At 70.2% G+C, this 25,426-nt stretch carries 24 protein-coding genes; 14 read left to right on the forward strand and 10 right to left on the reverse strand.

The features are described 5' to 3' along the window. Positions 1–96: 96 nt before the first annotated feature. From OHA73_RS40880 to OHA73_RS40915, 8 genes are all read left to right on the forward strand, one after another. Entirely contained in the window at positions 97–993 is an 897-nt protein-coding gene (locus OHA73_RS40880) for a polyphosphate polymerase domain-containing protein (RefSeq protein WP_266723900.1), read from the forward strand. Beyond that, positions 990–1,667, forward strand: a complete 678-nt coding sequence (locus OHA73_RS40885; RefSeq protein ID WP_266723901.1) for a DUF4956 domain-containing protein — start codon at positions 990–992, stop codon at positions 1,665–1,667. Before OHA73_RS40880 ends, OHA73_RS40885 begins: the two co-directional genes overlap by 4 nt. Then, positions 1,667–3,217, forward strand: coding sequence for a CotH kinase family protein (locus tag OHA73_RS40890; RefSeq protein WP_327657786.1), 1,551 nt, complete (start codon positions 1,667–1,669; stop codon positions 3,215–3,217). The genes OHA73_RS40885 and OHA73_RS40890 overlap by 1 nt, the downstream gene beginning before the upstream one ends. A gap of 201 nt (positions 3,218–3,418) precedes the next feature. Next, entirely contained in the window at positions 3,419–4,174 is a 756-nt protein-coding gene (locus tag OHA73_RS40895) for a response regulator transcription factor (RefSeq protein ID WP_327657787.1), read from the forward strand. After that, positions 4,171–5,847: a HAMP domain-containing sensor histidine kinase gene (locus OHA73_RS40900; RefSeq protein ID WP_327657788.1), complete on the forward strand. Its 1,677-nt coding sequence runs from the start codon at positions 4,171–4,173 to the stop codon at positions 5,845–5,847. Before OHA73_RS40895 ends, OHA73_RS40900 begins: the two co-directional genes overlap by 4 nt. 164 nt (positions 5,848–6,011) lie before the next feature. Further along, complete coding sequence (locus OHA73_RS40905) at positions 6,012–6,275, forward strand: DUF3311 domain-containing protein (protein WP_327657789.1); 264 nt, start codon at positions 6,012–6,014, stop codon at positions 6,273–6,275. Next, positions 6,272–7,768, forward strand: coding sequence for a sodium:solute symporter family protein (locus OHA73_RS40910; protein ID WP_327657790.1), 1,497 nt, complete (start codon positions 6,272–6,274; stop codon positions 7,766–7,768). The genes OHA73_RS40905 and OHA73_RS40910 overlap by 4 nt, the downstream gene beginning before the upstream one ends. Beyond that, the gene (locus tag OHA73_RS40915) at positions 7,765–9,429 is read left to right on the forward strand and encodes an HAL/PAL/TAL family ammonia-lyase (protein ID WP_327657791.1); all 1,665 of its coding nucleotides are present in this window, start codon (positions 7,765–7,767) and stop codon (positions 9,427–9,429) included. The genes OHA73_RS40910 and OHA73_RS40915 overlap by 4 nt, the downstream gene beginning before the upstream one ends. 49 nt (positions 9,430–9,478) lie before the next feature. On the opposite strand, the gene OHA73_RS40920 is transcribed toward OHA73_RS40915, so the two are convergent. Further along, positions 9,479–10,438: a PDR/VanB family oxidoreductase gene (locus OHA73_RS40920; protein ID WP_327657792.1), complete on the reverse strand. Its 960-nt coding sequence runs from the start codon at positions 10,436–10,438 to the stop codon at positions 9,479–9,481. A gap of 175 nt (positions 10,439–10,613) precedes the next feature. Here OHA73_RS40920 and OHA73_RS40925 point away from each other — a divergent pair, with 175 nt between their 5' ends. Further along, on the forward strand, positions 10,614–11,819 hold the full coding sequence (locus OHA73_RS40925; protein ID WP_327657793.1) for a cytochrome P450: 1,206 nt from the start codon (positions 10,614–10,616) through the stop codon (positions 11,817–11,819). On the opposite strand, the gene OHA73_RS40930 is transcribed toward OHA73_RS40925, so the two are convergent. Next, positions 11,806–12,624: an IclR family transcriptional regulator gene (locus OHA73_RS40930; protein ID WP_327657794.1), complete on the reverse strand. Its 819-nt coding sequence runs from the start codon at positions 12,622–12,624 to the stop codon at positions 11,806–11,808. The genes OHA73_RS40925 and OHA73_RS40930 overlap by 14 nt on opposite strands. Before the next feature lie 232 nt (positions 12,625–12,856). Between OHA73_RS40930 and OHA73_RS40935 the strand changes: the two genes are divergently transcribed. Continuing rightward, positions 12,857–13,282 (forward strand): DUF4267 domain-containing protein, encoded by a 426-nt coding sequence (locus OHA73_RS40935; RefSeq protein WP_327657795.1) that lies wholly within the window; start codon positions 12,857–12,859, stop codon positions 13,280–13,282. Positions 13,283–13,285: 3 nt separating this feature from the next. Here OHA73_RS40935 and nhaC read toward each other — a convergent pair whose 3' ends face one another. The 3 genes from nhaC to OHA73_RS40950 form a co-directional block, all read right to left on the reverse strand. Beyond that, complete coding sequence (gene nhaC / locus OHA73_RS40940) at positions 13,286–14,776, reverse strand: Na+/H+ antiporter NhaC (RefSeq protein WP_327657796.1); 1,491 nt, start codon at positions 14,774–14,776, stop codon at positions 13,286–13,288. A gap of 124 nt (positions 14,777–14,900) precedes the next feature. After that, positions 14,901–16,037 carry a DmpA family aminopeptidase gene (locus OHA73_RS40945; protein WP_327657797.1) on the reverse strand — a complete coding sequence of 379 codons (1,137 nt, stop codon included), beginning with the start codon at positions 16,035–16,037 and terminating at the stop codon, positions 14,901–14,903. Next, complete coding sequence (locus tag OHA73_RS40950; RefSeq protein ID WP_266723924.1) at positions 16,034–16,753, reverse strand: GntR family transcriptional regulator; 720 nt, start codon at positions 16,751–16,753, stop codon at positions 16,034–16,036. The genes OHA73_RS40945 and OHA73_RS40950 overlap by 4 nt, the downstream gene beginning before the upstream one ends. A 251-nt stretch (positions 16,754–17,004) precedes the next feature. Here OHA73_RS40950 and OHA73_RS40955 point away from each other — a divergent pair, with 251 nt between their 5' ends. From OHA73_RS40955 to OHA73_RS40970, 4 genes are all read left to right on the forward strand, one after another. Beyond that, the gene (locus OHA73_RS40955; RefSeq protein WP_327657798.1) at positions 17,005–18,027 is read left to right on the forward strand and encodes an asparaginase; all 1,023 of its coding nucleotides are present in this window, start codon (positions 17,005–17,007) and stop codon (positions 18,025–18,027) included. Between the two features lie 137 nt (positions 18,028–18,164). Next, positions 18,165–18,455 (forward strand): hypothetical protein, encoded by a 291-nt coding sequence (locus OHA73_RS40960; protein ID WP_266723928.1) that lies wholly within the window; start codon positions 18,165–18,167, stop codon positions 18,453–18,455. Beyond that, on the forward strand, positions 18,442–19,188 hold the full coding sequence (locus OHA73_RS40965; protein WP_266723929.1) for a hypothetical protein: 747 nt from the start codon (positions 18,442–18,444) through the stop codon (positions 19,186–19,188). The genes OHA73_RS40960 and OHA73_RS40965 overlap by 14 nt, the downstream gene beginning before the upstream one ends. Positions 19,189–19,197: 9 nt before the next feature. After that, positions 19,198–20,379, forward strand: a complete 1,182-nt coding sequence (locus OHA73_RS40970) for a hypothetical protein (protein WP_267067712.1) — start codon at positions 19,198–19,200, stop codon at positions 20,377–20,379. Here the strand turns inward: OHA73_RS40970 and OHA73_RS40975 are convergent. The 5 genes from OHA73_RS40975 to OHA73_RS40995 form a co-directional block, all read right to left on the reverse strand. Beyond that, positions 20,324–21,553, reverse strand: a complete 1,230-nt coding sequence (locus OHA73_RS40975; protein ID WP_266725722.1) for an NAD(P)/FAD-dependent oxidoreductase — start codon at positions 21,551–21,553, stop codon at positions 20,324–20,326. The two genes, OHA73_RS40970 and OHA73_RS40975, sit on opposite strands and share 56 nt — an antisense overlap. 14 nt (positions 21,554–21,567) lie before the next feature. Continuing rightward, positions 21,568–21,762 (reverse strand): ferredoxin, encoded by a 195-nt coding sequence (locus tag OHA73_RS40980; RefSeq protein ID WP_327657799.1) that lies wholly within the window; start codon positions 21,760–21,762, stop codon positions 21,568–21,570. A gap of 52 nt (positions 21,763–21,814) precedes the next feature. Beyond that, positions 21,815–23,047 carry a cytochrome P450 gene (locus OHA73_RS40985; RefSeq protein ID WP_327657800.1) on the reverse strand — a complete coding sequence of 411 codons (1,233 nt, stop codon included), beginning with the start codon at positions 23,045–23,047 and terminating at the stop codon, positions 21,815–21,817. A gap of 144 nt (positions 23,048–23,191) precedes the next feature. Further along, on the reverse strand, positions 23,192–23,809 hold the full coding sequence (locus OHA73_RS40990) for a TetR/AcrR family transcriptional regulator (protein ID WP_327657801.1): 618 nt from the start codon (positions 23,807–23,809) through the stop codon (positions 23,192–23,194). 90 nt (positions 23,810–23,899) lie between these two features. Continuing rightward, positions 23,900–25,234 (reverse strand): NAD-dependent succinate-semialdehyde dehydrogenase, encoded by a 1,335-nt coding sequence (locus OHA73_RS40995; RefSeq protein ID WP_266723949.1) that lies wholly within the window; start codon positions 25,232–25,234, stop codon positions 23,900–23,902. Positions 25,235–25,426: the final 192 nt, after the last annotated feature.

Genomic DNA, 25,426 nt, shown 5'->3' on the forward strand with positions numbered 1-25,426 from the left:
CTCCTGAAATACACCCGAGATTCTCATGGGCCCCTCATGTGCCGTTGGTTGCGTGTGCCTGGCCGGTCGGTCCGCAACGTATGAGCAAGGAGACGCATGGTGTTCCTGTCGAAGGCAGCCGGCGAGCAGGAGAGCGAGGAGCCACTGCATGTGGCCAGTCGGCTGCACGCGTTCAACCGGTTCGAGCTGAAGTACCTGGTCCCCGTCGACCAAGCGGCCGAGATCCGCGACGAGTTGGCCGAGCGGATGGACACCGATCCGCACAGCCCGGTCGGCGGGTACGGGGTCTGGAGCCTGTACTACGACAGCCCCCAACTCCGGTTCTACTGGGAGAAGATCGAGGGCCTCAAGTTCCGGCGCAAGCTGCGCATCCGGCACTACGGGAACCTCGACGGTGTCACCGACGACTCGATGGTCTGCGTGGAGATCAAGCAGCGCGTCAACCGGGTCACGCAGAAGCGGCGCATCATGCTCCCCTACGGCGTGGCACGGCAGTTGTGCGACGACCGTGAGATGCCGGAGCACTCGCCGAAGGAGAGCGCCTTCATCCAGGAGGTCCTCGCCCTCGTCGTCGAGGCGAACCTGCGGCCCACCGCCATCACCGGCTACCAGCGCGAGGCGCTGGTCGGGCGGGAGGCGGACACCGGCCTCCGTGTCACCTTCGACCGGCGCATCCGCGGCCGGGACCGGGACTTCCACTTCGGCACCCCCACGCCCGAGAACCGGTTCACGATCCCGCCGCACCTGTCGGTCATGGAGATCAAGGTGAACGAGCGCACACCGACCTGGATCACCGACCTGGCCGCGCGGCGCAACCTCAACCTCGTACGGATCTCCAAGTACGTGCAGTCCATCGAGGCGTTCGGGCTCGCCCCGCGGTCGGTCTTCCACGTCAACGAGGCGGACTGCCCGCCTCCAACCCCCTCTGAAGAACTGCCGCTCGAGCAGCGGCCGGCGCAGCACGATGCGTCGTTGAAGGTAGGAGCACAGTGAATTTCGATCTGCAGGAACTCAGCGGCACGTTCAGCGTGGCCGATGTCGTGGCGGCGATGGCGCTGTCGTTCATCCTGTCCACGGTGATCGGTTACACGTACCGGTACACGCACCGGAACGTGTCCTACAGCCAGTCGTACGTGCAGACGCTGGTCATCGTCGGCATGATCGTCGCGCTCATCATGCTGGTCGTCGGCTCGAACCTGGCGCGGGCCTTCTCGCTGGTCGGCGCCCTGTCCGTGGTCCGCTTCCGCAACGCGGTCAAGGAGACCAGGGACGTCGGCTTCATCTTCCTGGCCATGGCCATCGGCATGGCCTGCGGTGCCCGCTTCTACACGCTGGCCGCGGTCGGCGCCGTCGTGATCTGCGCCGTCATCCTCGTGATGCACAAGTTCAACTGGTTCGCCCTCAACGTGCAGCGCCAGGTCGTCAAGGTCCAGGTCCCGGCAGGCGAGGACTACACCCCGCAGCTGCGTGACGTGCTCATCAAGTACACCAGCGAGTTCGAGCTGGTCAGCACCGAGACCATCCGCGGTGGCGCGCTGAACGAGATCTTCTACACCGTGCGTCTGAAGAAGGGCGCCGAGCCCAGCGACCTGGTCGGCGCGCTGCAGGAACGCACCTCCGGCCAGCGGGTCACCGTGCTGACCGGTTACGACACGACGGACCTGTGATGCCCTCCGCCAGGGCGGGGCGGCGGCTGCGGGACCGGCTGCCCGTGCGACTGCGCCACCACTGGAAGCCGGTCACGGCGCTGGGTGTCGGGCTCGCCGCGATGGTCTGTTTCCTGGGTGACGCGCGGATCTCCCCGTACGTGACCTCGTCCTCGCGCGTCGAGGCGGACGCCATCACCGACAACGTCCAGGGGACGGTGGACCTGTACGACACCTCGGTGTCGCACTCGATCCAACTCGCTTACCAGCAGACCGACTTCGACAAGATGATGAAGGAGTTCAAGGACGACGGCACCAAGGACTACATCGAGGCCGACCTCACGATCGACGGTGTCTACCTCAACGACGTCGGGATCCGTCTGAAGGGGAACTCCACCCTGTCGTCCCTGCGCGGCGCCAAGGGCATGCCCGGTGGCGGCCGGGACATGCCTCAGGGCGGGCAGGGAGCTCCGGCCGGTGGCCAAGGTCAGAAGGCCGGAGGCAAGGGCGGAATGGGCGGCATGATGCAGTTCAATCTGTCCGCCAAGAAGCCCGAGGAACTGCCCTGGCTCGTCAAGGTCGACGAGTACGTCGAGGGCCGCGCCTACCAGGGCGAGCGGGAGATTTCGCTGCGCCCCGGCAGCGACGGCCAGGTCCCGGCCAACGAGGCACTGTCGCTGTCCCTGACCGACGAGAGCGGCCAGAAGGCCGAGCGGTACGCGTTCACCAAGCTGAAGGTGAACAACCGGCCCACCGCCGCCCGCCTCATGGTCGAGGCCCCCGACACCGACTACGCCGACGACGTGTCCGGCGGCAACGCCGTGCTCTACAAGGCCCGGGCGAGCGGCAGCTTCGAGTACAAGGGCGACGACCCCAGCGACTACGAGACGTCCTTCAAGCAGCTCAACAAGAAGGGCAGCCAGGACCTCGAACCGGTCATGAAGCTGATCAAGTGGGCCGGCAAGGCCTCGGACAAGGAGTTCGCGCGCGACCTCGACACCTACGTCGACGTCGACTCGTTCGCCAAGTACGTCGCCTCGCAGAACCTGCTGCTGAACTTCGACGACATGGCGGGCCCGGGCAAGAACTACCTGCTCTCGTACGACCTGGACACCAAGAAGTTCTCCGTCCTGGGCTGGGACTACAACCTGACCTTCAGCGGCGACGCCACCACCGGTCCCGACGACTCGGTCGGCATGGGCGGCGGCATGCCCGAGGGGATGCCGGAAGGCGCGCCCGGCGGCGCAGCGCCAGGAAAGCAAGGTGGCGGGGGCTCGGACGCGGACGCCAAGGGTGGAATGGGTGGCATGGGCGGGCGCATGCAGCACGTCCTGAAGTCCAAGTTCCTCGACTCCGACGCGTTCGACGGTGTCTACCAGAAGGCGTATAGCGAGCTGTACCAGAAGTTCTACGGCTCGGGTACGGCGACGAAGACCCTCCAGGAGATCGCGGACCAGGCCCGCAAGGCGGGCGCCGACTCCAAGGAGTTCGACACCGCCGTCACCAAGCTCCAGAAGACCGTCACCGACCGGCGCGCGGCGCTGGCCAAGGACAAGAAGGTGACCGGCTGACCGGCCTACCGGCTGATCGGCTGAGAAGGTCTCCGGCACCCCGGGCCGTCGCTGCGCGGAGCAAGCGGCCCGGGATGCCGGAGATATTCGGCCACGTCCCTATATGTGCCCATCACGCACAGGAACCCTGCCTAGCATCGCGCCGCACGACCAGGACCCGCCCCGGCGGCTCCACCTGTCCGTATCCCGAGGTGTCGGAGCATGAACATCCAGCAGCAGCCACCCGCGCGCACATCCAACGCCGCACACACCGTCCTGGTCGTGGAGGACGACGCCAGCATCCGTACCCTGCTCACCTCCGCGCTCAGCGCGGCCGGCTACGCCGTGGCGAGCGCGGCCGGCGGGCAGGAGGCCATGTTCGAGGCGGGCAGCCGCCGGCCCGACCTGATCGTCCTCGACGTGATGCTGCCCGACACCGACGGCTTCGAGGTCACCCGAGCCCTGCGCGCCCAGGGCGTCTACACACCCGTGCTGTTCCTCACCGCACGGACCGGGGTCGAGGACCGCATCATCGGCCTGAGCTCGGGCGGCGACGACTATGTCACCAAGCCGTTCCACGTCCAGGAGGTGCTGCTGCGCATCCGCGCCATCCTGCGCCGCACGGGGATCTCCGCCTCCGCCACCGGTGCCCGGCCACCTTTGCGGTACACCGACCTCACCTTGGACGAGGACACCCACGAAGTGCGTCGCGCGGGCCGCCTGCTGAAACTGTCACCCACCGAATTCCGGCTCCTGGCCTGCCTGTTGTCCCATCCCGAACGCGTCATGGAGAAGGCCGAGATCCTCCAGCAGGTGTGGCGCTACGACTTCTCCGGTGACACCCGGATCGTCGACACCTACGTCAAGAACCTGCGCCGCAAGATCGACCAGGACGGTCCCGCGCTGATACACACCGTGCGCGGCGTCGGCTACTGCCTGCGGCTGCCGCGTGGCGAGTCCGACGCGGTGACACGGTGACGCGCCCGCGCCTACGACGCCTGCGTAAACGGCTGCGGCTACGGCTCCGGTTGCCGCGTTCCCTGCGCAGCCGTCTCGTGCTGATTGCGGGCCTGCTGGCCACCAGCGCCGTCCTGCTGTGCCAGCTGGCCGCCCTGACCGTGCTGCGCGGCTGGCTCACCGACCAGGTGGACAACCAGCTCTTCCACTTCCGTCCCCCGGGCCGGGTCTACGAAGACATCAAGACCGACGGCACACTGCGAGGACCGCCGAGGTCCGACAACACGCTGCCCTCCGACTACCGCGTCCACTTCTACGACGAGAACGGCCGGCTGCTCGGCGACTCCCTGGGCAGCAGCGACGCACCGGGCCCACAACTCCCGCAGCGCGCCGCCGACTTGCACCTGACCGCCCGGCAGCCGAGCACGGTCCCGGCCGAGGACGGCGCGGGGTCCGACTGGCGAGCGATCTCCTACTCCGGGCCCGACCACATGCGCGCCGTCGTCACCCTGCCCCTGGACACCGTGGACGGCGCCACCACCAAACTCCTGTGGGTCAGCCTCGGCCTCGGTGTCGCCGTCGCGGTCGGGGTGGTCGTCCTCGGCAACGGCGCCGTCCGCCTGGGACTTCGCCCGCTCACCCGCGTCGAGCACACCGCCCAGCACATCACCGAGGGCGCCCTCGAACTCAACGTCCCCGGAACGGACCCGGACACCGAGGTCGGCCGCCTCGGCCTGGCCCTCAACACCATGCTCGACCGACTGCGCACGGCGCTGCACCGCACAGAGGCCTCGGAACAGCAGCTACGCCGCTTCCTCGCGGACGCGGGGCACGAACTGCGCACCCCGCTCACGGCCGTCCAGGGATTCGCCGAACTCCTCCTCGACGCACCCGACATGGCGGACCGGCGCCGTCACGAGGCACACACCCTGATCGCCCACAACGCCGACCGGATGAGCCGCCTCGTCGACGACCTGTTCCTCCTCGCCAAGCTCGGTGAGGGCGGCGACACCCACCCGCCCACCACGCACCGCGAACCCGTCGACCTCCTCTCCCTGGCGGCCGACGCCATCGCCACCACCGCGATACGCCACCCCCGCCGAGCCATCACCCTGGAACCCCTCGGCGGCCGCACAGGCGACTGCGGTGTCGGCTCCACCCCTGACCCCAACCCCGACCCCGACGGCCCCGATCCTGAACACGACCTCGACATCGTCGAGGCCCCCGGCGACCCCCACCAACTCGCCCAGGTCCTGGGCAACCTGCTCTCCAACGCCTGCGCGCACACCCCCGCCGACACCCGCATCCGCGTCCGCGTGGGCGCCGCTCGCACCCCGGCCGAGCAGGGGCCGGGCAGCGGGGTGACACTGCCACCCGGCACACCCGTGTCTGTCGTCGAGGTCGCGGACAGCGGCCCGGGCATCGAACCCGCAGAGGCGCCCCACGTCTTCGACCGCTTCTACCGGGCCACCCCGCCCACATCGTGCGACGAACCGGCGGATCCGGACCCCGAGGCCGCACCCGAACCGGGCTCCGGCCTCGGCCTGGCCATCGCCTCCGCCATCGCGGCCGCACACGGCGGACGCCTCGAACTGGACAACCACCCGGGCGCGGGCTGCACCTTCCGGCTGCTCCTGCCGAACTCGGCCACCGCACCCAACTCGGCCACCACGCCGAAGGTCGACCAAGGTTGACCACCACGCCGAAGAACGACACGTTCCTGCACCGTGAGAATCCGCCATTGCCAAGATCCGTTCACCGGGCAAGCATTCCCCGCGCGCCCGCCCGTTGACCTGAGGACCAGGCCTTCCGGACGGGGCCCTGCCCATGGCCCGTCCGCCCGGAGGGAGCACGTTTCGTGTCACGCCGCTGGATCCTCTATCTGCTCAGCGCCGTCCCGGTCGCCGGGTCGTTGATCGTCGTCAATACCGAGCGGCCCTACGTCCTGGGCCTGCCGATGGTGGTGTTCTGGGCCGCCCTGTGGGTGGTGCTCACCACCGTCGTCATGACGGTCGTCTACTTCCTCGACCCCGCGAACCGCGAACCCGACGAACCAGGTGAACCGTCCGACGAGCGCGGCGAGTTCGCCGATGAGGCAGCCTCCGAAGGAGTCGCCCGATGAACACCGCCCTCGCCATCCTCGGCAGCGCATTCGTCCTCGTACTCGTCCTCGGACTGCTCGCCCGGCGCGGTCGCACCATGGACCTCGAACAGTGGTCCGTCGGCGGTCGCGGGCTCGGCAGTCTGCTCGTGTTCCTCCTCGCCGCCGGCGAGAACTTCACCACGTACACCTTCCTCGGTGGCAGTGGCGGCGCCTACTCGATGGGCGGGCCGATGATCTACATGTTCTCGTCGATCTGCTACGTCGTCTTCTACTGGCTGGCCCCGCCGATCTGGGCGTACGCCCGCCGCCACAAGCTGCTCACCGCCCCGGACCTGTACGCGCACAAGTACCGCTCGAAGGGGTTCGGTGTGCTCACCGCCGTCGTCGGCGTGGTGTCCCTCGTGCCGTATCTGGTGCTGCAGCTCAAGGGGCTCGGCATCATCGTCCACGAGTGCTCGTACGGGCGGATCTCGCAGGGCGCCGCCGTGTGGATCGGGGTCGCCGTCATCGCCGTGTACGTCACGGTGTCCGGGCTGCGCGGCACCGCTTGGAACGCCATCATCAAGGACACGTTGATGCTCGTCCTCGTCGTGGGGCTCGGTCTTTATCTGCCGATCCACTACTACGGCGGGCTCGGCGACATGTTCCACGCGCTGTCCGCCGCCCACCCGCACTTCCTGACACTCCCCGACCACGGGTACAGCGTGTGGTGGTACATCTCCACCAGCCTGCTGTTCGCCCTCGGCATCTGTACGTGGCCGCACATGATGCCCGGCATCCTGGCGGCCCGTAGTGCCAAGGCGCTGCGCCGCAATGCCGTGATCACACCCGCGTACCAGATCGTCCTGGTCATGGTCCTCGTCATCGGGTTCACCGCCGTGCTCAAGGTGCCGGGTCTCAAGGACGGGGACCTCGCGCTGCTGTCACTCGCCAAGGACGCGCTGCCGCCGTGGCTGGTCGGCCTCGTCGGGGTCGCGGGCATGCTCGCCGCGCTCGTCCCGGGTGCCATGCTGCTTCAGTCCGCCGCGATGCTGGTCGCGAAGAACATCTACCAGACGGCCCGCCCCGCCACGAGCGAGCGGACCGTCGGACGGCTCAGCCGCCTGCTGGTACCGGTGCTCGCGCTCGTCGCCGCCGTGCTCACCTTCCGCGGCGGCGAGGCCATCGCGATGCTGCTGATCATGGCGTACGGGTTCGTGGTCCAGCTCTTCCCGGTACTCGTCGCGTCGATGTGGCGGCGCAATCCGGTCACCACCGCCGGTGCCTGGGCCGGTGTGTGCACCGGTGTCGCCATCGTCAGCTGGACCACGCTCACCGATGCCACCAGTGCGAGCCTGCTGCCATGGGCGCCGCGGCCGGTGCAGGACCTCGACGTAGGTGTCGTCGCCATGGTCGCCAACATTCTCGTACTCGCCGTCGTCAGCGCGGCCACCCGGCACCGCGCCGGACACCCGGACGACACCCGCCCCGCCACCGCCGCTGCCACCGTCCCGGAAGGAGCCGCCCTGTGACCACCGCAGACACCACGGCCACCGCACCCCTCGTCCTCGGCGACCGGCCGCTCACCCTCGACGGCCTCGTCGCCGTCGCCCGCCACCACCGCCCCGTAGCGCTCGGCGCGGCGGCCGAGAAGGCCATGGCGCCGAGCGCCGCATGGATCTCCCGGCTCACCGACGACATGGCCGAGGGCGCGGCCGCACGCCCCGTCTACAGCGTCAACACCGGATTCGGTTCGCTCGCCGGACGGCAGGCCTTCGAGACCGCGGCGGACGCCGTCGAACTGTCCCGTCGGCTCATCGTCTCCAACGCCTGTGGCGTCGGCCGGTATTGCGGCGAGGACGTCGTGCGCGCCACCATGCTGATCCGCGCCTCCAGCCTGGCGCGCGGCTACTCAGGCGTGCGCCCCGATGTCGTGCACACGCTGCTCGCCATGCTCAACTCCGGTGTCCATCCGGCGATCCCCGAGTACGGATCGCTCGGCGCCAGCGGCGACCTCATCCCGCTCGCCCACCTCGCCCTCGTCCTCAGCCGCCCCGCCGGTGACACCGACCCGGAAGAGGACAGCGGACTCGCCCACTACGAGGGCGAGTTGGTGAGCGGTCGCGCGGCCATGGCCGCCGCGGGTATCGACCGGCTCGCCCTCGGCGCCAAGGAGGGCCTCGCCCTCACCAACGGCACCTCGTACTCCACCGCGCTGTGCGCCCTCGCCCTGGCCGACGCGGAGAACCTCCTCGCCACCGCCGAGGTGACCGCCGCGATGAGCATCGAGGCGCTGCTCGGCTTCGGCGACGCCTTCCTGCCGCAGCTGCACGAGGCCCGCGGACACCCCGGGCAGATCGCGACGGCGGCCCGGCTGCGCGAACTCCTCGACGGCAGCGCCTTCGTCGACGGCGCCGCCGACACCGATCCCGTACGTCAGCCGCCCCAGGACGCGTACTCGCTGCGGTGTGTGCCGCAGGTGCTCGGGCCGGTGCGGGACACCCTTGGGTTCGTCCACGGCATCGTCGAGACGGAACTCAACGCCGCCACCGACAACCCGCTCGTCGTGCCAGATCTGCCGCGCGACCTCAAGGCCGTCTCCGGCGGCAACTTTCATGCCCAGTACCTGGCGTTCGCCTCCGACTTTCTCTCCATCGCGGTCACCGAGATCGGGTCGATCGCCGAGCGCCGCCTGTTCCGGCTCAACGACGGCACACTCAATCGCGGGCTGCCCGACATGCTCGTCGACGGCGAGAAGGTGGGCATGGACTGCGGCTACATGCTGCCGCAGTATCTGGCCGCCGCCCTGGTGTCCGACTGCAAGACACTCGCGCACCCGGACAGTGTCGACTCCATCCCCACCTGTTCCAACCAGGAGGACCATGTCTCGATGGCGTCCAACGCGGGGCGTCACGCCCGCCAGGTCGTCGCCAATATCGAGGCGGTCGTCGCCACGGAACTGTTGATGGCCGGCCAGGCGATGGAGCTGCGGCTCGCCGAGCAGGGGAGGGGCCCGGAGGCCCTCGCCCCGGCCACCCGCGCCGCCCTCGACCGGCTCCGCGCCACACCGGCCACCGACGGGCGGCCGATCGACCACCTGACCCGTGATGTCGTGATGTACCCGAGGGTGCACGCGGCGCTCGACCTTGCCCGGTCCGGGGCGGTCGTGGACGCGGTGTCCCAAGTGGGTTGATCTGTACGGGGGGTTGCCCGGGCGGTACGTGCCCGGGCAACCCCCGGCGTCACACATCGAGGACCAGACGGTCCCCCTGGCAGCGCGAGACGCAGATCATCATGACGTCGCCCGCGGCCCGCTCCTCCTCGCTCAGGAGCTGGTCGCGGTGGTCGGGGGTGCCGCCGAGCACCGGTGTCTCGCACGTCCCGCACACACCCTCCCGGCACGAGGTGAGCGTGCGCACCCCGGCCTGCGTCAGGGCGTCGACGATGGACTGGTCGGCGCCCACCTCGACCTCCTGCCCGCCGGCGGTCTCCACCGTGAACGGCCGGTCGCCGTCCCGTGCGTGGCCCTCCGGCGCCGCGGCGAAGCGTTCGAGTGTGAGGCGGGACGTCGGGTGCGCGTCGGCGTACTCCTGCACCGCCGCGAGCAGCCCGGCCGGGCCGCACGCGTACACATGCGCGTGCGCCGCGCCCATGCCGTCGAGCTCCGCGGCGAGGTCCGCGACACCCGAGACATCATCGCGGTGCAGGCGCACCCGGTCGCCGTACCGGGCGAGCTCCTCGGTGAACGCCATACTCTCCGCGCCGCGTCCCAGGTACAGCAACTGCCAACCCGCACCCGCCCGTTCGGCCGCCGCCAGCATCGGCAGGATCGGCGTGATGCCGATGCCGCCGGCGACGAACACCAGCCGTGGTGTGTCCAGGTCCAGGTTCAGCGCGAAGTTGTTGCGGGGCGTGCTCACCAGCAGGGTGTCGCCCGCCACGACCCGGTCGTGCAGATACGCCGAACCACCCCGCCCATCGGGCTCCCGCAGCACGGCGATCCGCCAGCCGGCCTCCTCCGTCCCCGAGGACAGTGAGTACTGCCGGACCAGGTCCCGGGACAGGACCACATCGATATGCGCTCCGGGTGTCCACGGCGGAAGCGACCCGCCCTCACGCGCGGCCAGCACCAAGGAGCGCACCCCCGCGGCCTCGGAGCGCGTCTCCTTCACGGTCACGGTCAGGTGCTCCTGCGTAGGCATGCTTCCTCCATGTCGTCCTCCGAGTCGCGTCAGCCGCAAACTCGCCTGAGCCGCATCGTCAAAAACCCGGCCGCACGCGGCAACAGCGGTTCTCAGCAGGTGATAACGCCCGTGTCCCGGGCGCGGCCCACCGGTCTACGGTGCCTGCGACCACCGAGCCGCAACAGGAGGCCAGATGTCCGCCCCGGCCGACACCCCCGTCGCACACCTCGCCGACGACCCCTACGACGACGCCCACCTCACCGACCCGTACCCGCTCTTCACGCGGATGCGCGACGCGGGGCCCGCGGTGTGGCTCGAGCGCTACGGGGTGCATGCCTTCACGCGGTTCGCGGAGTGCCGGGAGATCCTCACCGACCACGGGACGTTCCTCTCGGGCGCCGGGGTCGGGCCGCGCAACTACCACCAGGAACCTCCGTGGAAGCCGGCCGGCATCCTGGACTCCGACCCACCGACGCACACGCCGCTGCGTACCGCCATGTCCGGGGTCATCTCCCCGCGCAACGTGCGTGCGCTGCGCCCCGCGTTCCGTGCCTACGCCGAGCAACTCGTCGACGAACTCCTCGACAAGCGGGAGTTCGACGCGGTGACCGAGATGGCGGAGCTGTTCCCCATCGAGGTCTTCGGCAACGCCGTGGGCATCCCCCGCGAGGGCCGCGCCGAGAACCTGCTTCCGCACGGAGCCATGAACTTCTCCGCCTTCGGCCCCGAAGACGCCCGCTACGCCGAGTACTTCGCCGCCGGCGAGCACACCGTCGGCTGGGTCATGGAGAACTGCGCCCGCGAGAACCTGACGCCCGAAGGACTCGGCGCGAAGATCTGGGAGTACGCCGACCAGGGCATGATCACCGGCGACGAGGCGACCCGCCTGGTGCGCGCGCTGCTTTCGGCGGGGCTCGACACCACCGTGCTCACCCTCGGCAACACCATGAAGTGCCTGTCCGCCAACCCCGGCCAGTGGGAACTGCTGCACGCCGACCCGAAGTTGACCCGGTTCGCGGTGGACGAGGCGCTGCGCCACGAGTCACCGTTCCAGTCCTTCTTCCGCACCACCGCGCGCGACGTCGACTTCCACGGTGTCCGCATCCCCGAGGACACCAAGGTCGCCCTGTTCACCGGAGCCGCCAACCGTGACCCGCGTCGCTTCGGCGACGACGCCGACACCTACCGGATCGAGCGGGACGCCTCCGGGCACCTGGCGTTCGGCTTCGGCATCCATCAGTGCGTGGGCCAGCCCATCTCGCGCCTGGAGGCGGAGGTCCTGATCAGCGAACTGGCCCGCCGAGTGCGGACGGTGGAGCCTGCCGGTGATCCGGTGCCCTTCCTGCACAACACGCTGCGTGGCTGGAAGCACCTGCCGGTGCGCATCACTCCGGCGTGAGGGCGCCCGCCCCGCGCTCCAGGATCTCCGCGAGGCGCGCGCCCGCCGCTCGTAGCTGGGCGCGGGCCTGACGTCGCCAGGTCGGACCGCACCGCGGTTCGGGCCCGGCCACGGTCAGCGCGCACACCACCTCGCCCATCGCGGTCACCGGCACCGCGACGGCGACCGCGCCCTCGTTCAGCTCGCCCTGCGAGATCAGGAAGCTGCTCGACCGGATTCCCTCCATCTCCCGTGCCAGGCGGGCCCGGTCGGGCGTGCGGTCCGTGATCGTACGCATCGGCCGGCCAAGCACCCGGTCGATCACCGGGGGCGGCGCGTGGGCCAGCAGGATGCGCTGGCCCGCCCCCGCGTACAGCGGCAGCAGCTGGTTGATCCGGAACGCCATCCGCATCTCGTGCGGTGACTGGGTCTGGCGCAGACACATCGCCTGCGACCCGACCCGTACGGTCAGTACGGCTGTCTCCCCGGTCCCATCCGTCAGCTCCTGCAGCAACGGGTGCCCGAGCTCCACGAGCCGGGTGTGCGTCAGATGCTGCCCCGACAGTTCCAGCAGCCGCCAGCCGGGTGCGTACGTGCCCGAACGCTCCTCCACCAGGTCCAACTCCCGCAGCGTACGCAGATATCGGTACACCGTGCTCACCGGTATCCCCGCGTCGACCGCGATCTGCTCGACGCGGGTCTCCCCGGACTCGGCGACGCTCATGAGCACCTTCAGCCCACGCTGGAACGACACACCCGCACCGGACGCCGCGGGGCGCGCGGCCGGCGTCGTCGCGTCGGAATCGTGCGGAACAGCCCTGGTCAACAGCCTTCTCTCCTCGGACCGGTGTGCCGGTCGGTGGACCCGGTCGGCGGCGTCGCCAGCGTAGATCAGGCAGCCCGTTCGAACCAGGCTCCGTCCATATCGACCCTAGCGACGCTAGACAAGCGAGCGGCAGCAGCGCTAGCGTTGGCCCATCATCTAGCGGCGCTAGATTTTGATGGGGGTCTGCGCCGGCTGCTTCCCCGTCCCAGACCGAACGTCAAGGAGAGGAACCATGTCACTGAAGCGCGTCAATACCATCCTGACCACCGTCATCACGCTGTTCGTTCTCTACCTCGGGCTGTCCTTCATGCTGACCCCCGAGACGTCCACTCCAGGCGTCGGCCTGCCGACCTGGCCCTCCGGCGACGGCGGCGGTTTCCTCGTCATGAAGGGCCTCCGCGAGTTCGCGATGGGCCTGGTCATAGGCGTCCTGCTGCTGACTGGCCACCGCCGCGCCCTCGGCTGGGTCCTGCTGGCGGAGGCCGTCGCCCCGTTCGGCGACATGATCAACGTCCTGACCCACCACGGCTCCGTGGCCGCCGCGTTCGGCATCCACGGCCTGACCGCGGCATTCATCGCGGTCACCGGTCTGCTGATCCTGCGCGAGACCCGCAAGACCCACAACGTCCCCACCTCGGTGCCCGCCGCGGCGAGGTAGGTGTCAGGAGACGGGCGTGGACGCGGTCGGCTCCGTGGACGTGGGCCGGTCGGACGGGGTCGGGCTGTTGCGGGCGATGCCGATGCCGGTGTAGCCGCAGATCACCGCGAACACCGCGCCCAGGTAGCAGAGGAAGGCGTAGGGCGCGTACGAGATCGTCGCCACGCCCAGCGTCGTCGACATGTACATCGCGGCCTCGCTCCAGGGGATCAGCGGGACCATGACCGTGCCGGAGTCCTCCAGGGTGCGGGAGAGGTTCTTGGGGGCGAGGCCCTTGTCGGCGTAGACCTGCTTGAAGCCCTCGCCGGGGATGAGGATCGTCAGGTACGAGGTGCCGGTGGCCAGCGCGACGCCGATGGACGACCCCACCGTCGCCAGGACGATGCCTCCGGTGCGCCGGACGCGCTGCAGCAGGCGCGTGATCAGCACGTCCATGAAGCCCGCCTCGGTGATGATGCCGGCGAACGCGAAGCCGGCGAGGCCGATGAGGACGACGCTCGTCATGGAGGAGAGTCCACCGCGGTCGAGGAGGGTCCGGGCCGTCTCCGGGATGGCCTGCGCGTCCCACCCGTGCGCGGCGAGCATGTCGGAGTTGAAGCCCTCGGACGCGGCGGTGCTCAGCTCGGACAGGGAGAAGCCCTGCACCACGCCGCCCAGGACCGCGGCCACCACCGACGACAGAATGATCGTCGGCAGCGGCGGCTTGCGCAGCACCGCTCCCACCAGGACCACGAGAGGCGGCAGCAGGAGCAGCGGACTGAAGGTGAACGCCTTGTCCAGGAAGCCGAGAAGCTCCTCCGTCTGCTTGCCCGTGCCCTGCGACGCATGCGTGTCCATGCTCAGGCCGAGGAAGAAGTAGGCGATCAGCGACACGACCGCGGCGGGCACCGTGGTGTACAGGAGGTGGCGGATGTGCTCGAAGAGGTTGGCGCCCGCGACGACCGGGGCCAGGTTGGTCGTGTCCGACAGCGGTGACATCTTGTCGCCGAAGTAGGCACCCGCGACGATCGCACCGGCCGTCATGGGCAGCGAGGCACCAAGACCGCCCGCCACGCTGATGAGCGCGACGCCGACCGTGCCGACCGAGCCCCACGACGTTCCCGTGAGCGTGGAGACGACCACGGTAACCAGGAACGACACGGGGAGTATCCAGTGGGGTTCGATCACTTGGAGCCCGTAGTCCACGACCATCGGGATCGTTCCGCTGATCATCCAGGTGCCGGTGAGCATGCCGATCGAGATCAGGATCAACAGCGCGGGCATGGTCGAGTCGATCTTGCGGCGGATGCCGATGAGCATCTGCTCCCAGCTCAGGCCGAACCACAGCGCGTACACCCCGGCGAAGCTCGAGGCGACGATGAGCAGGATCACGGGATCGAGGCCGAGCCAGACCGTGCCGACCACCAGCAGCGCGATCATCACGGCGATCGGGGCGAGGGCCTGGAGGAAGGTGGGGGTCCGGCGCGGCGCCGCGACCGGAGCGGTTTCGGGCATGGTTCGCTCTTTCCGGGGTGGTTGAGGACAGGTCGGGCCGGGCCGCCGGGCATGCCCGGCGGCCGGAGACCTGCTCCGATGTCTGGGGGTGTGGGGCGTGGGTCGTGTTCGAGGTGCGGAGCTCTTACGGGGTGGGCTCCGGCGGCGCGCCCGGGTGGGCCAACGGCTCGGGGTGGCGCAGCAGTTGGGTCACGCGGTCCGTGGGCAGCGCGGGTGCGTGGTGGCCCCGGATGCCGGTCACCGGGTGCGCGGCGAACAGGGAGCCGAGGACGGCCTCCTCCGTCGCCTCGGCGACGGCCCGGAACATCAGGTCCATCAGGGGGCCGTCCTCCGCCAGGGCCGAGGAGGTGCGGACGGGCCCGGACGGTACGTGGGGTGTGCGGTTCGTCGTGGACCAGGCCAGGGCGTACTCACCGCTGCCGTGCTGGATGATGCCGCCGGTGCGGGCCAGACCGACCGAGGCGCGCTTGGCGATGCGCCGCAGCTGGCGGGCGTCCGCCGGGGCGTCCGTGGCGACGAGCACGACACAGGATCCGGCGCCACGGGCGAACTCGGCCTGCTCCGCCGCCTGTTTGGGCGTGAGGTGGCGGCCGACCGGGGCGCCGAGCACCGTCAGGTCTGACGCCCGCCCGAAGTTGGCGAGGACGAGGACGCCCACGGTGAAGCGGCCGCCATCCTCGGCGTCTACGAGCCGCGAACTCGAACCGATGCCGGCCTTCCACCCGAAGGACACCATGCCGGTGCCCGCCCCGACGGCCCCTTCCACAACGGGCCCTTCGGACGCCGAGGCCAGCGCGTCGAGGACATGACGCGGGCGTACGAGAAGCCCGCGGATGTCGTTGAGCCAGCCGTCGTTGCACTCCAGGACCACGGGGTTGACGGTGCCCGTCGAGACACCGATCTCCGGGTGGTCGCCCAGCGCGTGCCGGGTCAGGCCCTCGAAGGCGGCCCCGACGCCGAGCGTGTTCGTCAGCGCCAACGGCGTTTCCAGCACGCCGAGTTCGACGACCTGGCTGAGTCCTGCGGCCTTGCCGAACCCGTTGACGACGTCCAGGCCGGCAGCCGGCTTGTGGCGGAACACGGAGCCGGTGGCGGGGACGACGACGGTCACGCCCGTCCGCGCCGGCTGCGCCTCGTCGTCGTGGTGGAGGGTGAGGTGCCCCACGCGGACACCTCGTACGTCGGTCAGGGAGTTCGAGGGGCCGGGCGGCAGCGTGCCCGGGGCGATCCCCAGGGCGCGGGGACGGGGCCGGGGTGTCACGTCGCCTCCGCTCGGCCGGCGCGGCGGCGCGCGGGCGTGGCCCCCTCGCCGTGGTCCGCGTGCCGCGTGTCCGACTGCAGGGAGTGCAGCAACTCGGTCTCCACCAGGGAGAGATGGGCCTCCATCAGGCTCGCGGCGAGCTCGGCGTCGCCGTCCGCGACCGCCTCGGCCATCGCCTCGTGGTCGGTCAGCGAGGCCTCCGTGTGGGCGGGCCGCGACACGAGCCCGCTGCGCAGCACGATCACCTGCTGCTGCACCAGCCACACCTGCTCGGCGATACGGGGGCTGTGCGCGGCCTCCATCAGCAAACGGTGGAAGTCGAGGTCAAGGTTGTACGGGAGTTTGCGCCCCGTCTCGCGCGCCGTGCGGGAGCGCACGCACACCTTGCGCAGGCGGGCCACCTCCTTGGGCTGCCTGCGGAGCGCGGCCAGGCGTGCCGCCCGGCATTCGAGCGCCGAGCGCAGCTCGAAGAGTGCCGCTACGTCCTCGGGGCCCGCCGTCAGGACGGCGGCGCCCTTGTTGGGCACGTGCACCAGCAGCCCGTCGCTCACCAGCTGACCGATGGCCTCGCGCAGCGGGCTGCGGCTGATGCCCAGATCGCGGGCGATCTCCACCTCGTTCAGGCGGGAGCCGGACGGCAGCACACCGGTGAGGATCTGCTCGCGCAGCATCTCGACCACCTGTCCCGCCAGACGACGGTGGATCAGTCCGGTCACGGGAACCTCCGAAGGACAAAGAGCGCGTGGTGTCGGCAGCGGGTGGCGTTGATCTGCCGAAACACGCTGTCGAAGTGTCGACAGACGTCAGTGGACAGCCGTCCCGAACCCCGTGTCAAGGCTTCTCCGGAACCGTCTTTCATGGCGGACAACTGTCGACACTTGCCCCTGAAACTGATAACTGTCGACACTTGAAAAGCTGTGAGGGCCTCCAGCCGGGGCCCCGCACCATCGACCGTCGAAGGACACTCATGACTGCCGCAGCCCCCAGCACGTCCACGCCCGAGTCACCGGTTTCACGGCCGGAGTGGCCCGTGCTCGCCGAGGTGTGGCGCGGTGACTTCCTCGAGTCCGTGCACCACGGCTCCGTCGTGGTGCTCGACGCGGACGGCGCCGCCGTACTGGCGGCCGGCCCCGTCGACAGCCCCATGTACCCCCGGTCGTCCAACAAGCCGCTCCAGGCCGTCGGCATGCTCCGTGCGGGCCTCGACCTCGACGGCGAACTCCTCGCCCTTGCCTGTGCCAGCCACTCGGGCGAGGCCTTCCACCTCGACGGGGTGCGCCGGATCCTCGCGGGAGCGGGACTGACCGAGGACGCCCTGCGGTGCACCGAGGCCCTGCCCATCGGCGTCGACGCGCAGCCCGCGCACCTCGCCGCGGGTCTCGGCCCCAGCCGGATCACGATGAACTGCTCGGGCAAGCACGCGGCGATGCTCGCCACCTGCGTGGCGGCGGGGTGGACCGTCGACGACTACCTCGACCCCGGCCACCCCCTGCAGCTCGCCCTGCGCGACACGTTGGAGGACCTCGCGGGGGAGAAGTCGACCGCGGTCGGCATCGACGGCTGCGGCGCCCCGCTGTTCGCGCTCACCCTCACCGGCCTGGCGCGCGCCTTCGCGAAGATAGCGGCCGCTGACGACGGCACCCACGAGAAGCGGGTGGCGAAGGCGATGAACACGCACCCCGAGTACGTGGGCGGCACCGGCCGCGACGTCACCACCCTCATGGCGGCGCTCCCCGGCGTCGTAGCCAAGGACGGGGCGGAAGGCGTCTACGCCCTCGCCCGCCCGGACGGCTCCGCCGTCGCCCTCAAGATCGCGGACGGTGCGCAGCGGCCCCGCCCCGTGGTGATGACCGCCGCGCTGCGCCACCTCGGAGTGGACGTCGACTCCGATCCCCGACTGGCGGCGCTGACCGAGACACCCGTCCTCGGGCACGGTGAACCCGTCGGGGCGGTGCGTCCGTCGGCGGCGCTCGGGACCGCCCCGCAGTAGGCGCTCGGGACCGTTCCCCAATAGGCGCCCGGGACCGCTCCGCAATAAGCGTGAACCGCCTGGCCAGGTGCCCCGTAGAGCCCGGTGTGCGCGGATCACCATCCGCGGGGTGATGTGGAGACGAGAGAAGGGGGCCCATGTCGCGTATTCACATTCCGGTGGATGACCTCGCCGACACCATGGACGCGCTGCGGGACATCCGCGAACGCATCGCGAAGACCGCGAAGTTGGGCAACGTCGGTTCGGACGACGACGTGGGCGACTCCGGCCTGACCGGAGCCGTCAACGGCTTCGACGCGGCATGGACGGCCGGACACGAGCGGGTCCAGGACAACGTGGACACGTTCAAGGAAGCCGCGCAGGGCATCGTCGACAACTTCACCGACACCGACAACGACGCTACGAAGGCACTGGATGACACCGCTTGAGACGCAGGACGGGGACGGGGGAGGGCGGCCGGGGCTGCTGCCTGTGGGTGAGCGGCCGGAGGGCGCCCCTGCGCGCTACACCCTGAAGTACCCGTCCAGTTGGTCGCACCTCGACCTCGACCCGAACATCCGGGACGTGGCGATCCGGCGCCGTATCGAGGAGCAGGCGAAGGGCATCGAGGTCGACCGCGAGCTGGTGGACAGCCTGATCCGGGACACCCGCAAGAGCGCCCGCGAGGCCTATACCCAAGGCGCCCTGCAGGTCGGCTACATGCTCGGGTTCCTCCGGGACGGCAGCACGCTGAACGCCACGGCGATGGTGCTGCGGGCCCGGATCCCCGACGGCGAGACCACCGAGTTGACGGAGATGATGCTCGCCGCGGGCATGCGCAACAGCCGTACCTCGGTCGGCCGGCACTCCGAACTGAACCGTGTCGAGATCATGGAGTTGCCCGAGGTGGGCAGCGTGGGGCGGATGACCTCGATCGAGGACTTCGACTACTTCGGGCAGGCCACGGTCCGTACGGCCGTGCACCAGGTCGTGATCCCCGTGCCGTCGAGCCGGGAGCTGATGATCCTCGCCGGCACGACGCCCAACATCAGCCTGGCGGCAAAGTTCTTCGAGGTCTTCGACGCCATCGCCGAGACCTTCCGGTTCCACGACTCGGAGGAACCCGAGGACTCGGAGGAACCCGAGGAAGCCGAAGCCGCCGACACCGAGAACGGGAAGTGAGGTTCCGCCATGGCACGGCCACCGCTGGCCGACTGGGAATCGGTGTTCGGCTTCTCGGACGACCCGACACCCGGCGACCCCGAGATCCTCGAAAAGCTCGCCGCGGAGTACCGGTCCATCTCCCACGACGCCCAGTCCGCCCACTCCGTCGTCGCCCGCCTGGACTCCGACGAGCTCGGTGAGGGCAAGTCCATGGAGAAGCTGCGGACCCAACTCGGCGAACTGCCCAAGCAGGTGGGCAAACTCCACTCGTCCTACGAGGCGGCCGCCGACGCGGTCGCCACGTACGCCGAGCAGCTCAAGGAGTCACAGCACCAGGCGGACCGGGCGCTGGACAAGGGCCGCGACGCGAAGGAACGGCTCGACTCGGCCACCGACGTGGCGGCCGCGGCGAGCGCCCATGTGAAGCGCCTCGACAGCGCGGAGGCCCCGCCGCCCGACGACCAGGAGGCCCGCAGCAGCGCCCGGCGCGCGCTGGCCGACGCGCGGGAGGCGGAGGGTGACGCCGCGCGGTCCGTCGAGTCGGCGGAGGCGGACCTGGAAGCCGCCCGCATGCTGGCCGTGGACGCGCAGGAGCTGCGCACGTCCGACGCGGGCGTCGCCAAGCGCGCGCTGGAGGACGCCGAGGGCGAGGCGGTCGAGGGCAAGAGTTTCTGGGACCGGATCGGCGATCTCCTGAACACGATCTTCTCCGTCATCGGGACCGTCCTCGGTGTCATCGCCATGTTCATCAGCGGCCCGATCGGCGTCGCGCTCGCGATCGGCTCGGTCGCCTTCGGGACGGCCTCGCTTGGCCTGACGATCGGGAAGGGATTCGACACCGGGAAGTGGGACATCCCGAGTCTCGTCCTGGGAACGGTGGGGCTCGCCGCGGGCGGGATCTCCATCCTCAAGGGATTCACGGGCGTCGGCAGCCTGGGGAAGGCGACGGTCGGATTCGGGGACTGGATCAAGAACCTCTTCACGTGGAAGCCCACAGCGGTCTTCGTGAACGCGCCGCAGATCGAGCTGGACGTCCTCGCGGGGGCGGCCAGGGTCATCGGCACCGAGACCAGGCTCGCCGCCCCCGCGCCCGCGATCGGTGTCCTGGAAGGCATCCTGGACGGCCTCGGTCTCGCCACCGGGATCGGCGGCCTCATCTGGGGTCTCGGTCTTTCGCCACGGGTACAGGGGGGAGTCGTGCAGACGTGAGGGCGTGCCAGTCGGCCCTGGCGCCGATGGCCGTGCGCCAGCGGCGCAGTTCCTTGGGCGGCATGCCGATGGCCAGGACCCCGGTCAGGGTCGTGCCGCTGCGGTAGGCGACGAGGAAGCGGCCCTCCGACAGGGCCCCTTCCACGACGCGCGCCTCGTCGTGCCCCCGGAGGTGGCCGTACGCCTGGATCTTGAGCCCGTGCTGATCGGACCAGAAGTAGGGGATCGGCGCGAACGGCTTGGGCTGCTCCGGGCGGAGCAGGTTGCGGGCGGCGGCCATGCCCTGTTCGGCGGCGTTGGTGCGGTGCTCGATGCGCATGCTCGTGCCGAACAGCGGGTTGTGCCAGCGGGCGACGTCCCCGGCCGCGTACACGCCGGGGGCGGCGGCCGTGTACTGGTCGCACACCACACCGTCCTCCAGGCGCAGTCCGCTGTCGGCGAGCCATTCGGTGTTGGGTTCGGAGCCGATGGCCACGAGGACGTCGTCGGCCGGAACCAGGGTTCCGTCCGACAGCCGTACCGCGGTGACGCGGGCCGCTTCGGTCACGAACTCGTCGACCTTGGTGCCCGTACGCAGGTCCACGCCGTGCTCACGGTGCACCTGCGCCAGGTGGGCGCCCACGTCGTGGCCGACCGCGTGGGCGAGGGGGAGCGGGGCGGGCTCGACGAGGGTGACCCGTGCGCCCAACGCCCGTGCAGATGAGGCCACTTCGGCGCCCAGGAACCCGGCTCCCACCACGACCAGGCGCCGCCCCGCGGCCAGCCGGTCCCGCAGGGCGACGGCATCCTCCAGGTCGCGCAGCACGTGCACGCCAGGCAGTCCGCACTGTGGCAGCTTCCGAGGGCGTACACCGGTCGCGATGACCAGGCCGTCGTAGGGGAGTTCGGTGCCGTCGGACAGGGTGACCGTCCGGGTCCCGGTGGAGAGCGCGGCGGCCGAGGTGCCCAGCCGCAGGTCCAGGTCGAGCGCGGCCAGATCGGCGGCGGGCCGCAGCGTCGCCCGCTCGGCGTCCCAGTCGCCGGAGAGGATCTGCTTGGACAACGGCGGCCGGTCGTACGGCGGGTGGAGCTCCCGCCCTACGAGGTGGATCGAGCCGTCGTAGCCTTCGCGACGCAGGGTCTCGGCGGCGGCGAGGCCGGCCGCCGAGGCTCCCGCGATCACGATCCGGCGCAGTGGGCGACCGGTTGTCACTTCTCCGCCAGGTGGATGGCCGCGGCCGGGCAGACGGCGGCCGACTCCTTGACGTCTTCGTGGTGTGCGGTGTCAGGGGTGTCGGTGAGCAGCTCGACGATGCCGTCGTCGTCCTGGTCGAAGACCTCGGGGGCGAGCATGACGCACTGGCCGGAGGCGACGCATTTGGGCTGGTCCACGGTGACGCGCATGGTGGCTCTCGTTTCTCTGGGGGGGGGGGCGTACGCAGTAGGGGGCGAGGGGCTACCAGGTGACCGGGAGTTCGTAGACGCCGTACACCAACCCGTCGTGCTTGAACTCCAGTTGGTCGATGCCGGTGGCCAGGGCCAGGGTGGGGATGCGCCGGTAGAGGGTGCTGTAGACGACCTGGAGTTCGACGCGGGCCAGCGGCTGGCCCAGGCACTGGTGCACGCCGAAGCCGAAGGCGACGTGCCGGCGGGAGTCGCGGGTGATGTCGAGTTCGTCCGGGTTGCCGGCGAAGGCCTCCGGGTCACGGTTGGCGATCTCGCCCGCGAGGATGATGCCCTCTCCCGCGCGGATGACCTGCCCGTCGATCTCGATGTCCTCCAGCGCCAGACGGCGGCGCCCGGAGTGCGTGATGTTGAGGTAGCGCAGCAGTTCCTCGACCGCCGCGGATACCGTCTTGGGGTCCTCCGTCCCGCGCAGCGTGGCCAGTTGGTCTGGGTGCTCCAGCAGGGCGAGGGTGCCCAGGGCGATCATGTTGGCAGTGGTCTCGTGTCCTGCGGCGAGCAGCAGGACACCCATGTGCGCGGCCTCGCGCCGTGTCATCTCCCCGGTGGCCACCCGCTTGATGGCGAGTTCGGAGAGCAGGTCGTCCTCGGGCCGGGACTGCTTGGTCGCGAGCAGCTCCTCCAGGTAGTCCGCGAGGGCGGTGGTGGCGGCGACGGTCTCCTCGGGTGCGGAGTCGCGCTTGACGATGACCTTGGTGTGGCGCTGGAACAGGTCGTGGTCCTCGTAGGGCACGCCGAGCAGTGCGCAGATGACGAGGCTGGGAATCGGCAGGGCGAACGCCTGGACCAGGTCGACCGGTTTCGGTCCTGCGAGCATCTCGTCGATCAGGTCGTCGACGATCTTCTGGATCGAGGGGCGCAGTGCCTCGACCTTCTTGATGGCGAAGGGGGCGGTCACCATGCGCCGGATCCGGGCGTGCTCGGGGTCGTCCATGTTCAGGAACGTGCGGCGGCTCTGGGAGCCGGCCTTCTGCCCGGCCGAACGGTGGGGATAGCCGGGCCCGTTGACGTCCGCACTCACACGCGGGTCGCCGAGCAGCGCGCGCAGTTGGTCGTAGCGGGTGACCAGCCAGGGGCTGCTGCCGTCCCAGATTCGTACCCGGGACAGCGACGGGGTGGACTGCAGGGCGTGCAGGGCCGGGGGCGGGTCGAAGGGACAGCCGGTCGCACGCGGGCTCGGGTGCTGGGGAAGGTCGACCGCAGTGTCGGTGGTGGTCTCGGTCATGGGAGTGCCTCCGTGGGGAGAGGGGGTGCTTCCCCACATACCTAACAGCGTTAGGTGCCTTGGGCAACCATGTGATCAAGTTCGCCCGGTTGAAACGTCGCTATTCGGCCGACTCTTACCAAGGACCTTCTGGCGGTACGGACTTCAGGTCCCGGAGGGAAGCAGCCCGAGCAGGTCGTCCGCCCTCGACAGCACCGACTGCCGGTCGGTGGGGAAGGGCAGCGCCACGGCCATGGACACGATGCCGTGCAGCGAGGCCCACAGCAGCACGGCCAACTGCTCGTCGCCCGGGCCCTCTTCGCCACGCCGCAGGGGCGACACCGCGTCGCGCCACACCTGGAGCACCTCGCGCATCGGGCTCGAATCCGACTCCTCCCGAGGTACCTGGATCCGCTCGATGCCGAACATCAGCTGGTACACGCGCGGGTTGTCCAGGGCGTAACAGCAGTAGTGCCGCGCCATCGCCCGCAGCGCGGCACGCGGCTCCTCCTCCGCGGCGGCGTCCCTGGCCGTACGCAGTTCCACGGCCAGCCTCTGGTAGGCCCGCTGCGTGAGCGTGGCCATCAACTCCGCCCGGTTCCTGAAGTGCAGATAGATGCTGGGCGCGGAGATGCCCACCGCGCGGGCCACCGCCCGCAGCGACAGATCCCCTTCCCTGCCCGACTCCATCAGCATCCGTGCCGCGGTCCTCAGGATCTCGTCCTTGAGAGCGGCCCCCTCGCCCCACTGGCTCGGCTCACGCCGCTTGAACCCTTCGCCCATCCCGCGCCCCCCTCCACCACCGGTGGCGTCGACCGGACGGATCCCGTCGACGCCACCGCCGTCTGCCTGGCTCCGCGCTGACGCTTACGCTTACGCGACCGTGCGGATGAGCTTCTTGTTCACGAACTCCTCGATGCCGGGACGGCCCAGCTCGCGGCCGAAGCCGGAGCGCTTGACGCCACCGAAGGAGAGCTCCGCACCCTCGGCGCCGACGCCGTTGATGAAGACCATGCCGGCCTCGATACGGTCCGCGACCCGCTGCGCCTGGTCGGCGTCGGTGGTGAAGACGTACGAACCGAGGCCGTACGGGGTGTCGTTGGCGATCCGCAGGGCGTCGTCCTCGTCGTTGGCCTTGAAGACCATGGCGACGGGGCCGAACAGCTCCTGGCGGGCCGTGGCGTGCTCGGTGGTCAGGCCGGTGAGGACGCCGGCCGGGTAGTGGGCGCCGTCGCGCTTGCCCTCGGTGTGCAGCGTGGCGCCCTCGGCGACGGCCGCCGCCACCTGGCGCTCCAGGTTGTCGGCCGCGGCCACGGAGGACAGCGGGGCGCCGGACTGGCGCGCGAGGAGCTGGGCGGCGAACTTCTCCACGAACGAGTCGTACAGGTCGGAGACCACGACGAAGCGCTTGGCGGCGTTGCAGGCCTGGCCGGTGTTGTCGAGGCGGGCGGCGACCGCGGACTCCACGACCGCGTCGAGGTCGTCGGCGGACAGCACGACGAACGGGTCGGAGCCGCCCAGCTCGAGGACGACCTTCTTCAGGTTCCGCCCGGCGATCTCGGCGACCGCGGCCCCTGCCCGCTCGGAACCGGTGAGCGAGACACCCTGGACGCGCGGGTCGGCGATGACATCGGCGATCTGCTCGTTGGTGGCGTAGACGTTGACGTACGCGCCGGCCGGGAGGCCCGCCTCGCCGCACAGCTTCTCCAGGAGCGCCGCCGTGGCGGGACACTGAGGGGCGTGCTTGAGGACGATGGTGTTGCCGAGGGCGAGGTTCGGGGCGGCGAACCGGGCGACCTGGTAGGCGGGGAAGTTCCACGGCATGATGCCGAGGAGCACGCCGACCGGGCTGCGGCGGACGACCGCGCGGCCGGGACCGGAGGTGACGTTCACCGCCTCGTCGGCGAGGTACTCCTCGGCGTGGTCGGCGTAGTAGTGGTAGATGTCCACACAGAAGTCGACCTCACCCTCCGCCTCGTCGCGCGGCTTGCCCATCTCCCGCACGATGCTGTCCGCCAGCTCGTTACGGTGCTCGGCGTGCAGATCGCCGAGGCGACGCAGCAGCGCGGCACGCTCGGCCACGGTGCTGGTGCGCCCCCACGCGGTGGCCTGGTGCGCGGCGTCGACGGCCGCGGCCACCTCGGCGTCGGTGGCGGTGGGGTAGGTCTCGACGAGCTCGCCGGTGGCCGGGTCGGTGACTGCGTACATCGGATCTCCAGAAGAGTGCGAGGGGGCAGGAAACCAGGGCCTGTCGTTCGGACCAGGTCCTGGGTCGGCACGCGGTCCTCACATGCCGCGAGGCCGACTGGTGAGAACCCTACGGCTCCGCGGCGGTGCGCACTCCAGCGGGCGACTCGATGTCACCCACCACGGCCGCCGTCGCGCCGTCCGGCGGGGGCC

Source organism: Streptomyces sp. NBC_00483 (genome assembly GCF_036013745.1).
Classification (GTDB): domain Bacteria; phylum Actinomycetota; class Actinomycetes; order Streptomycetales; family Streptomycetaceae; genus Streptomyces.

What these genes read in the sequence shown, in the direction of transcription:
- OHA73_RS40880 (WP_266723900.1), top strand. Translation starts at nt 97, where the DNA reads ATGGTGTTCCTGTCGAAGGCAGCCGGCGAGCAGGAGAGCGAGGAGCCA.
- OHA73_RS40890 (WP_327657786.1), top strand. Translation starts at nt 1,667, where the DNA reads ATGCCCTCCGCCAGGGCGGGGCGGCGGCTGCGGGACCGGCTGCCCGTG.
- OHA73_RS40895 (WP_327657787.1), top strand. Translation starts at nt 3,419, where the DNA reads ATGAACATCCAGCAGCAGCCACCCGCGCGCACATCCAACGCCGCACAC.
- OHA73_RS40910 (WP_327657790.1), top strand. Translation starts at nt 6,272, where the DNA reads ATGAACACCGCCCTCGCCATCCTCGGCAGCGCATTCGTCCTCGTACTC.
- OHA73_RS40920 (WP_327657792.1), bottom strand. Translation starts at nt 10,438, where the DNA reads ATGCCTACGCAGGAGCACCTGACCGTGACCGTGAAGGAGACGCGCTCC.
- OHA73_RS40925 (WP_327657793.1), top strand. Translation starts at nt 10,614, where the DNA reads ATGTCCGCCCCGGCCGACACCCCCGTCGCACACCTCGCCGACGACCCC.
- OHA73_RS40935 (WP_327657795.1), top strand. Translation starts at nt 12,857, where the DNA reads ATGTCACTGAAGCGCGTCAATACCATCCTGACCACCGTCATCACGCTG.
- nhaC (WP_327657796.1), bottom strand. Translation starts at nt 14,776, where the DNA reads ATGCCCGAAACCGCTCCGGTCGCGGCGCCGCGCCGGACCCCCACCTTC.
- OHA73_RS40955 (WP_327657798.1), top strand. Translation starts at nt 17,005, where the DNA reads ATGACTGCCGCAGCCCCCAGCACGTCCACGCCCGAGTCACCGGTTTCA.
- OHA73_RS40960 (WP_266723928.1), top strand. Translation starts at nt 18,165, where the DNA reads ATGTCGCGTATTCACATTCCGGTGGATGACCTCGCCGACACCATGGAC.
- OHA73_RS40965 (WP_266723929.1), top strand. Translation starts at nt 18,442, where the DNA reads ATGACACCGCTTGAGACGCAGGACGGGGACGGGGGAGGGCGGCCGGGG.
- OHA73_RS40970 (WP_267067712.1), top strand. Translation starts at nt 19,198, where the DNA reads ATGGCACGGCCACCGCTGGCCGACTGGGAATCGGTGTTCGGCTTCTCG.
- OHA73_RS40980 (WP_327657799.1), bottom strand. Translation starts at nt 21,762, where the DNA reads ATGCGCGTCACCGTGGACCAGCCCAAATGCGTCGCCTCCGGCCAGTGC.
- OHA73_RS40985 (WP_327657800.1), bottom strand. Translation starts at nt 23,047, where the DNA reads ATGACCGAGACCACCACCGACACTGCGGTCGACCTTCCCCAGCACCCG.
- OHA73_RS40990 (WP_327657801.1), bottom strand. Translation starts at nt 23,809, where the DNA reads ATGGGCGAAGGGTTCAAGCGGCGTGAGCCGAGCCAGTGGGGCGAGGGG.
- OHA73_RS40995 (WP_266723949.1), bottom strand. Translation starts at nt 25,234, where the DNA reads ATGTACGCAGTCACCGACCCGGCCACCGGCGAGCTCGTCGAGACCTAC.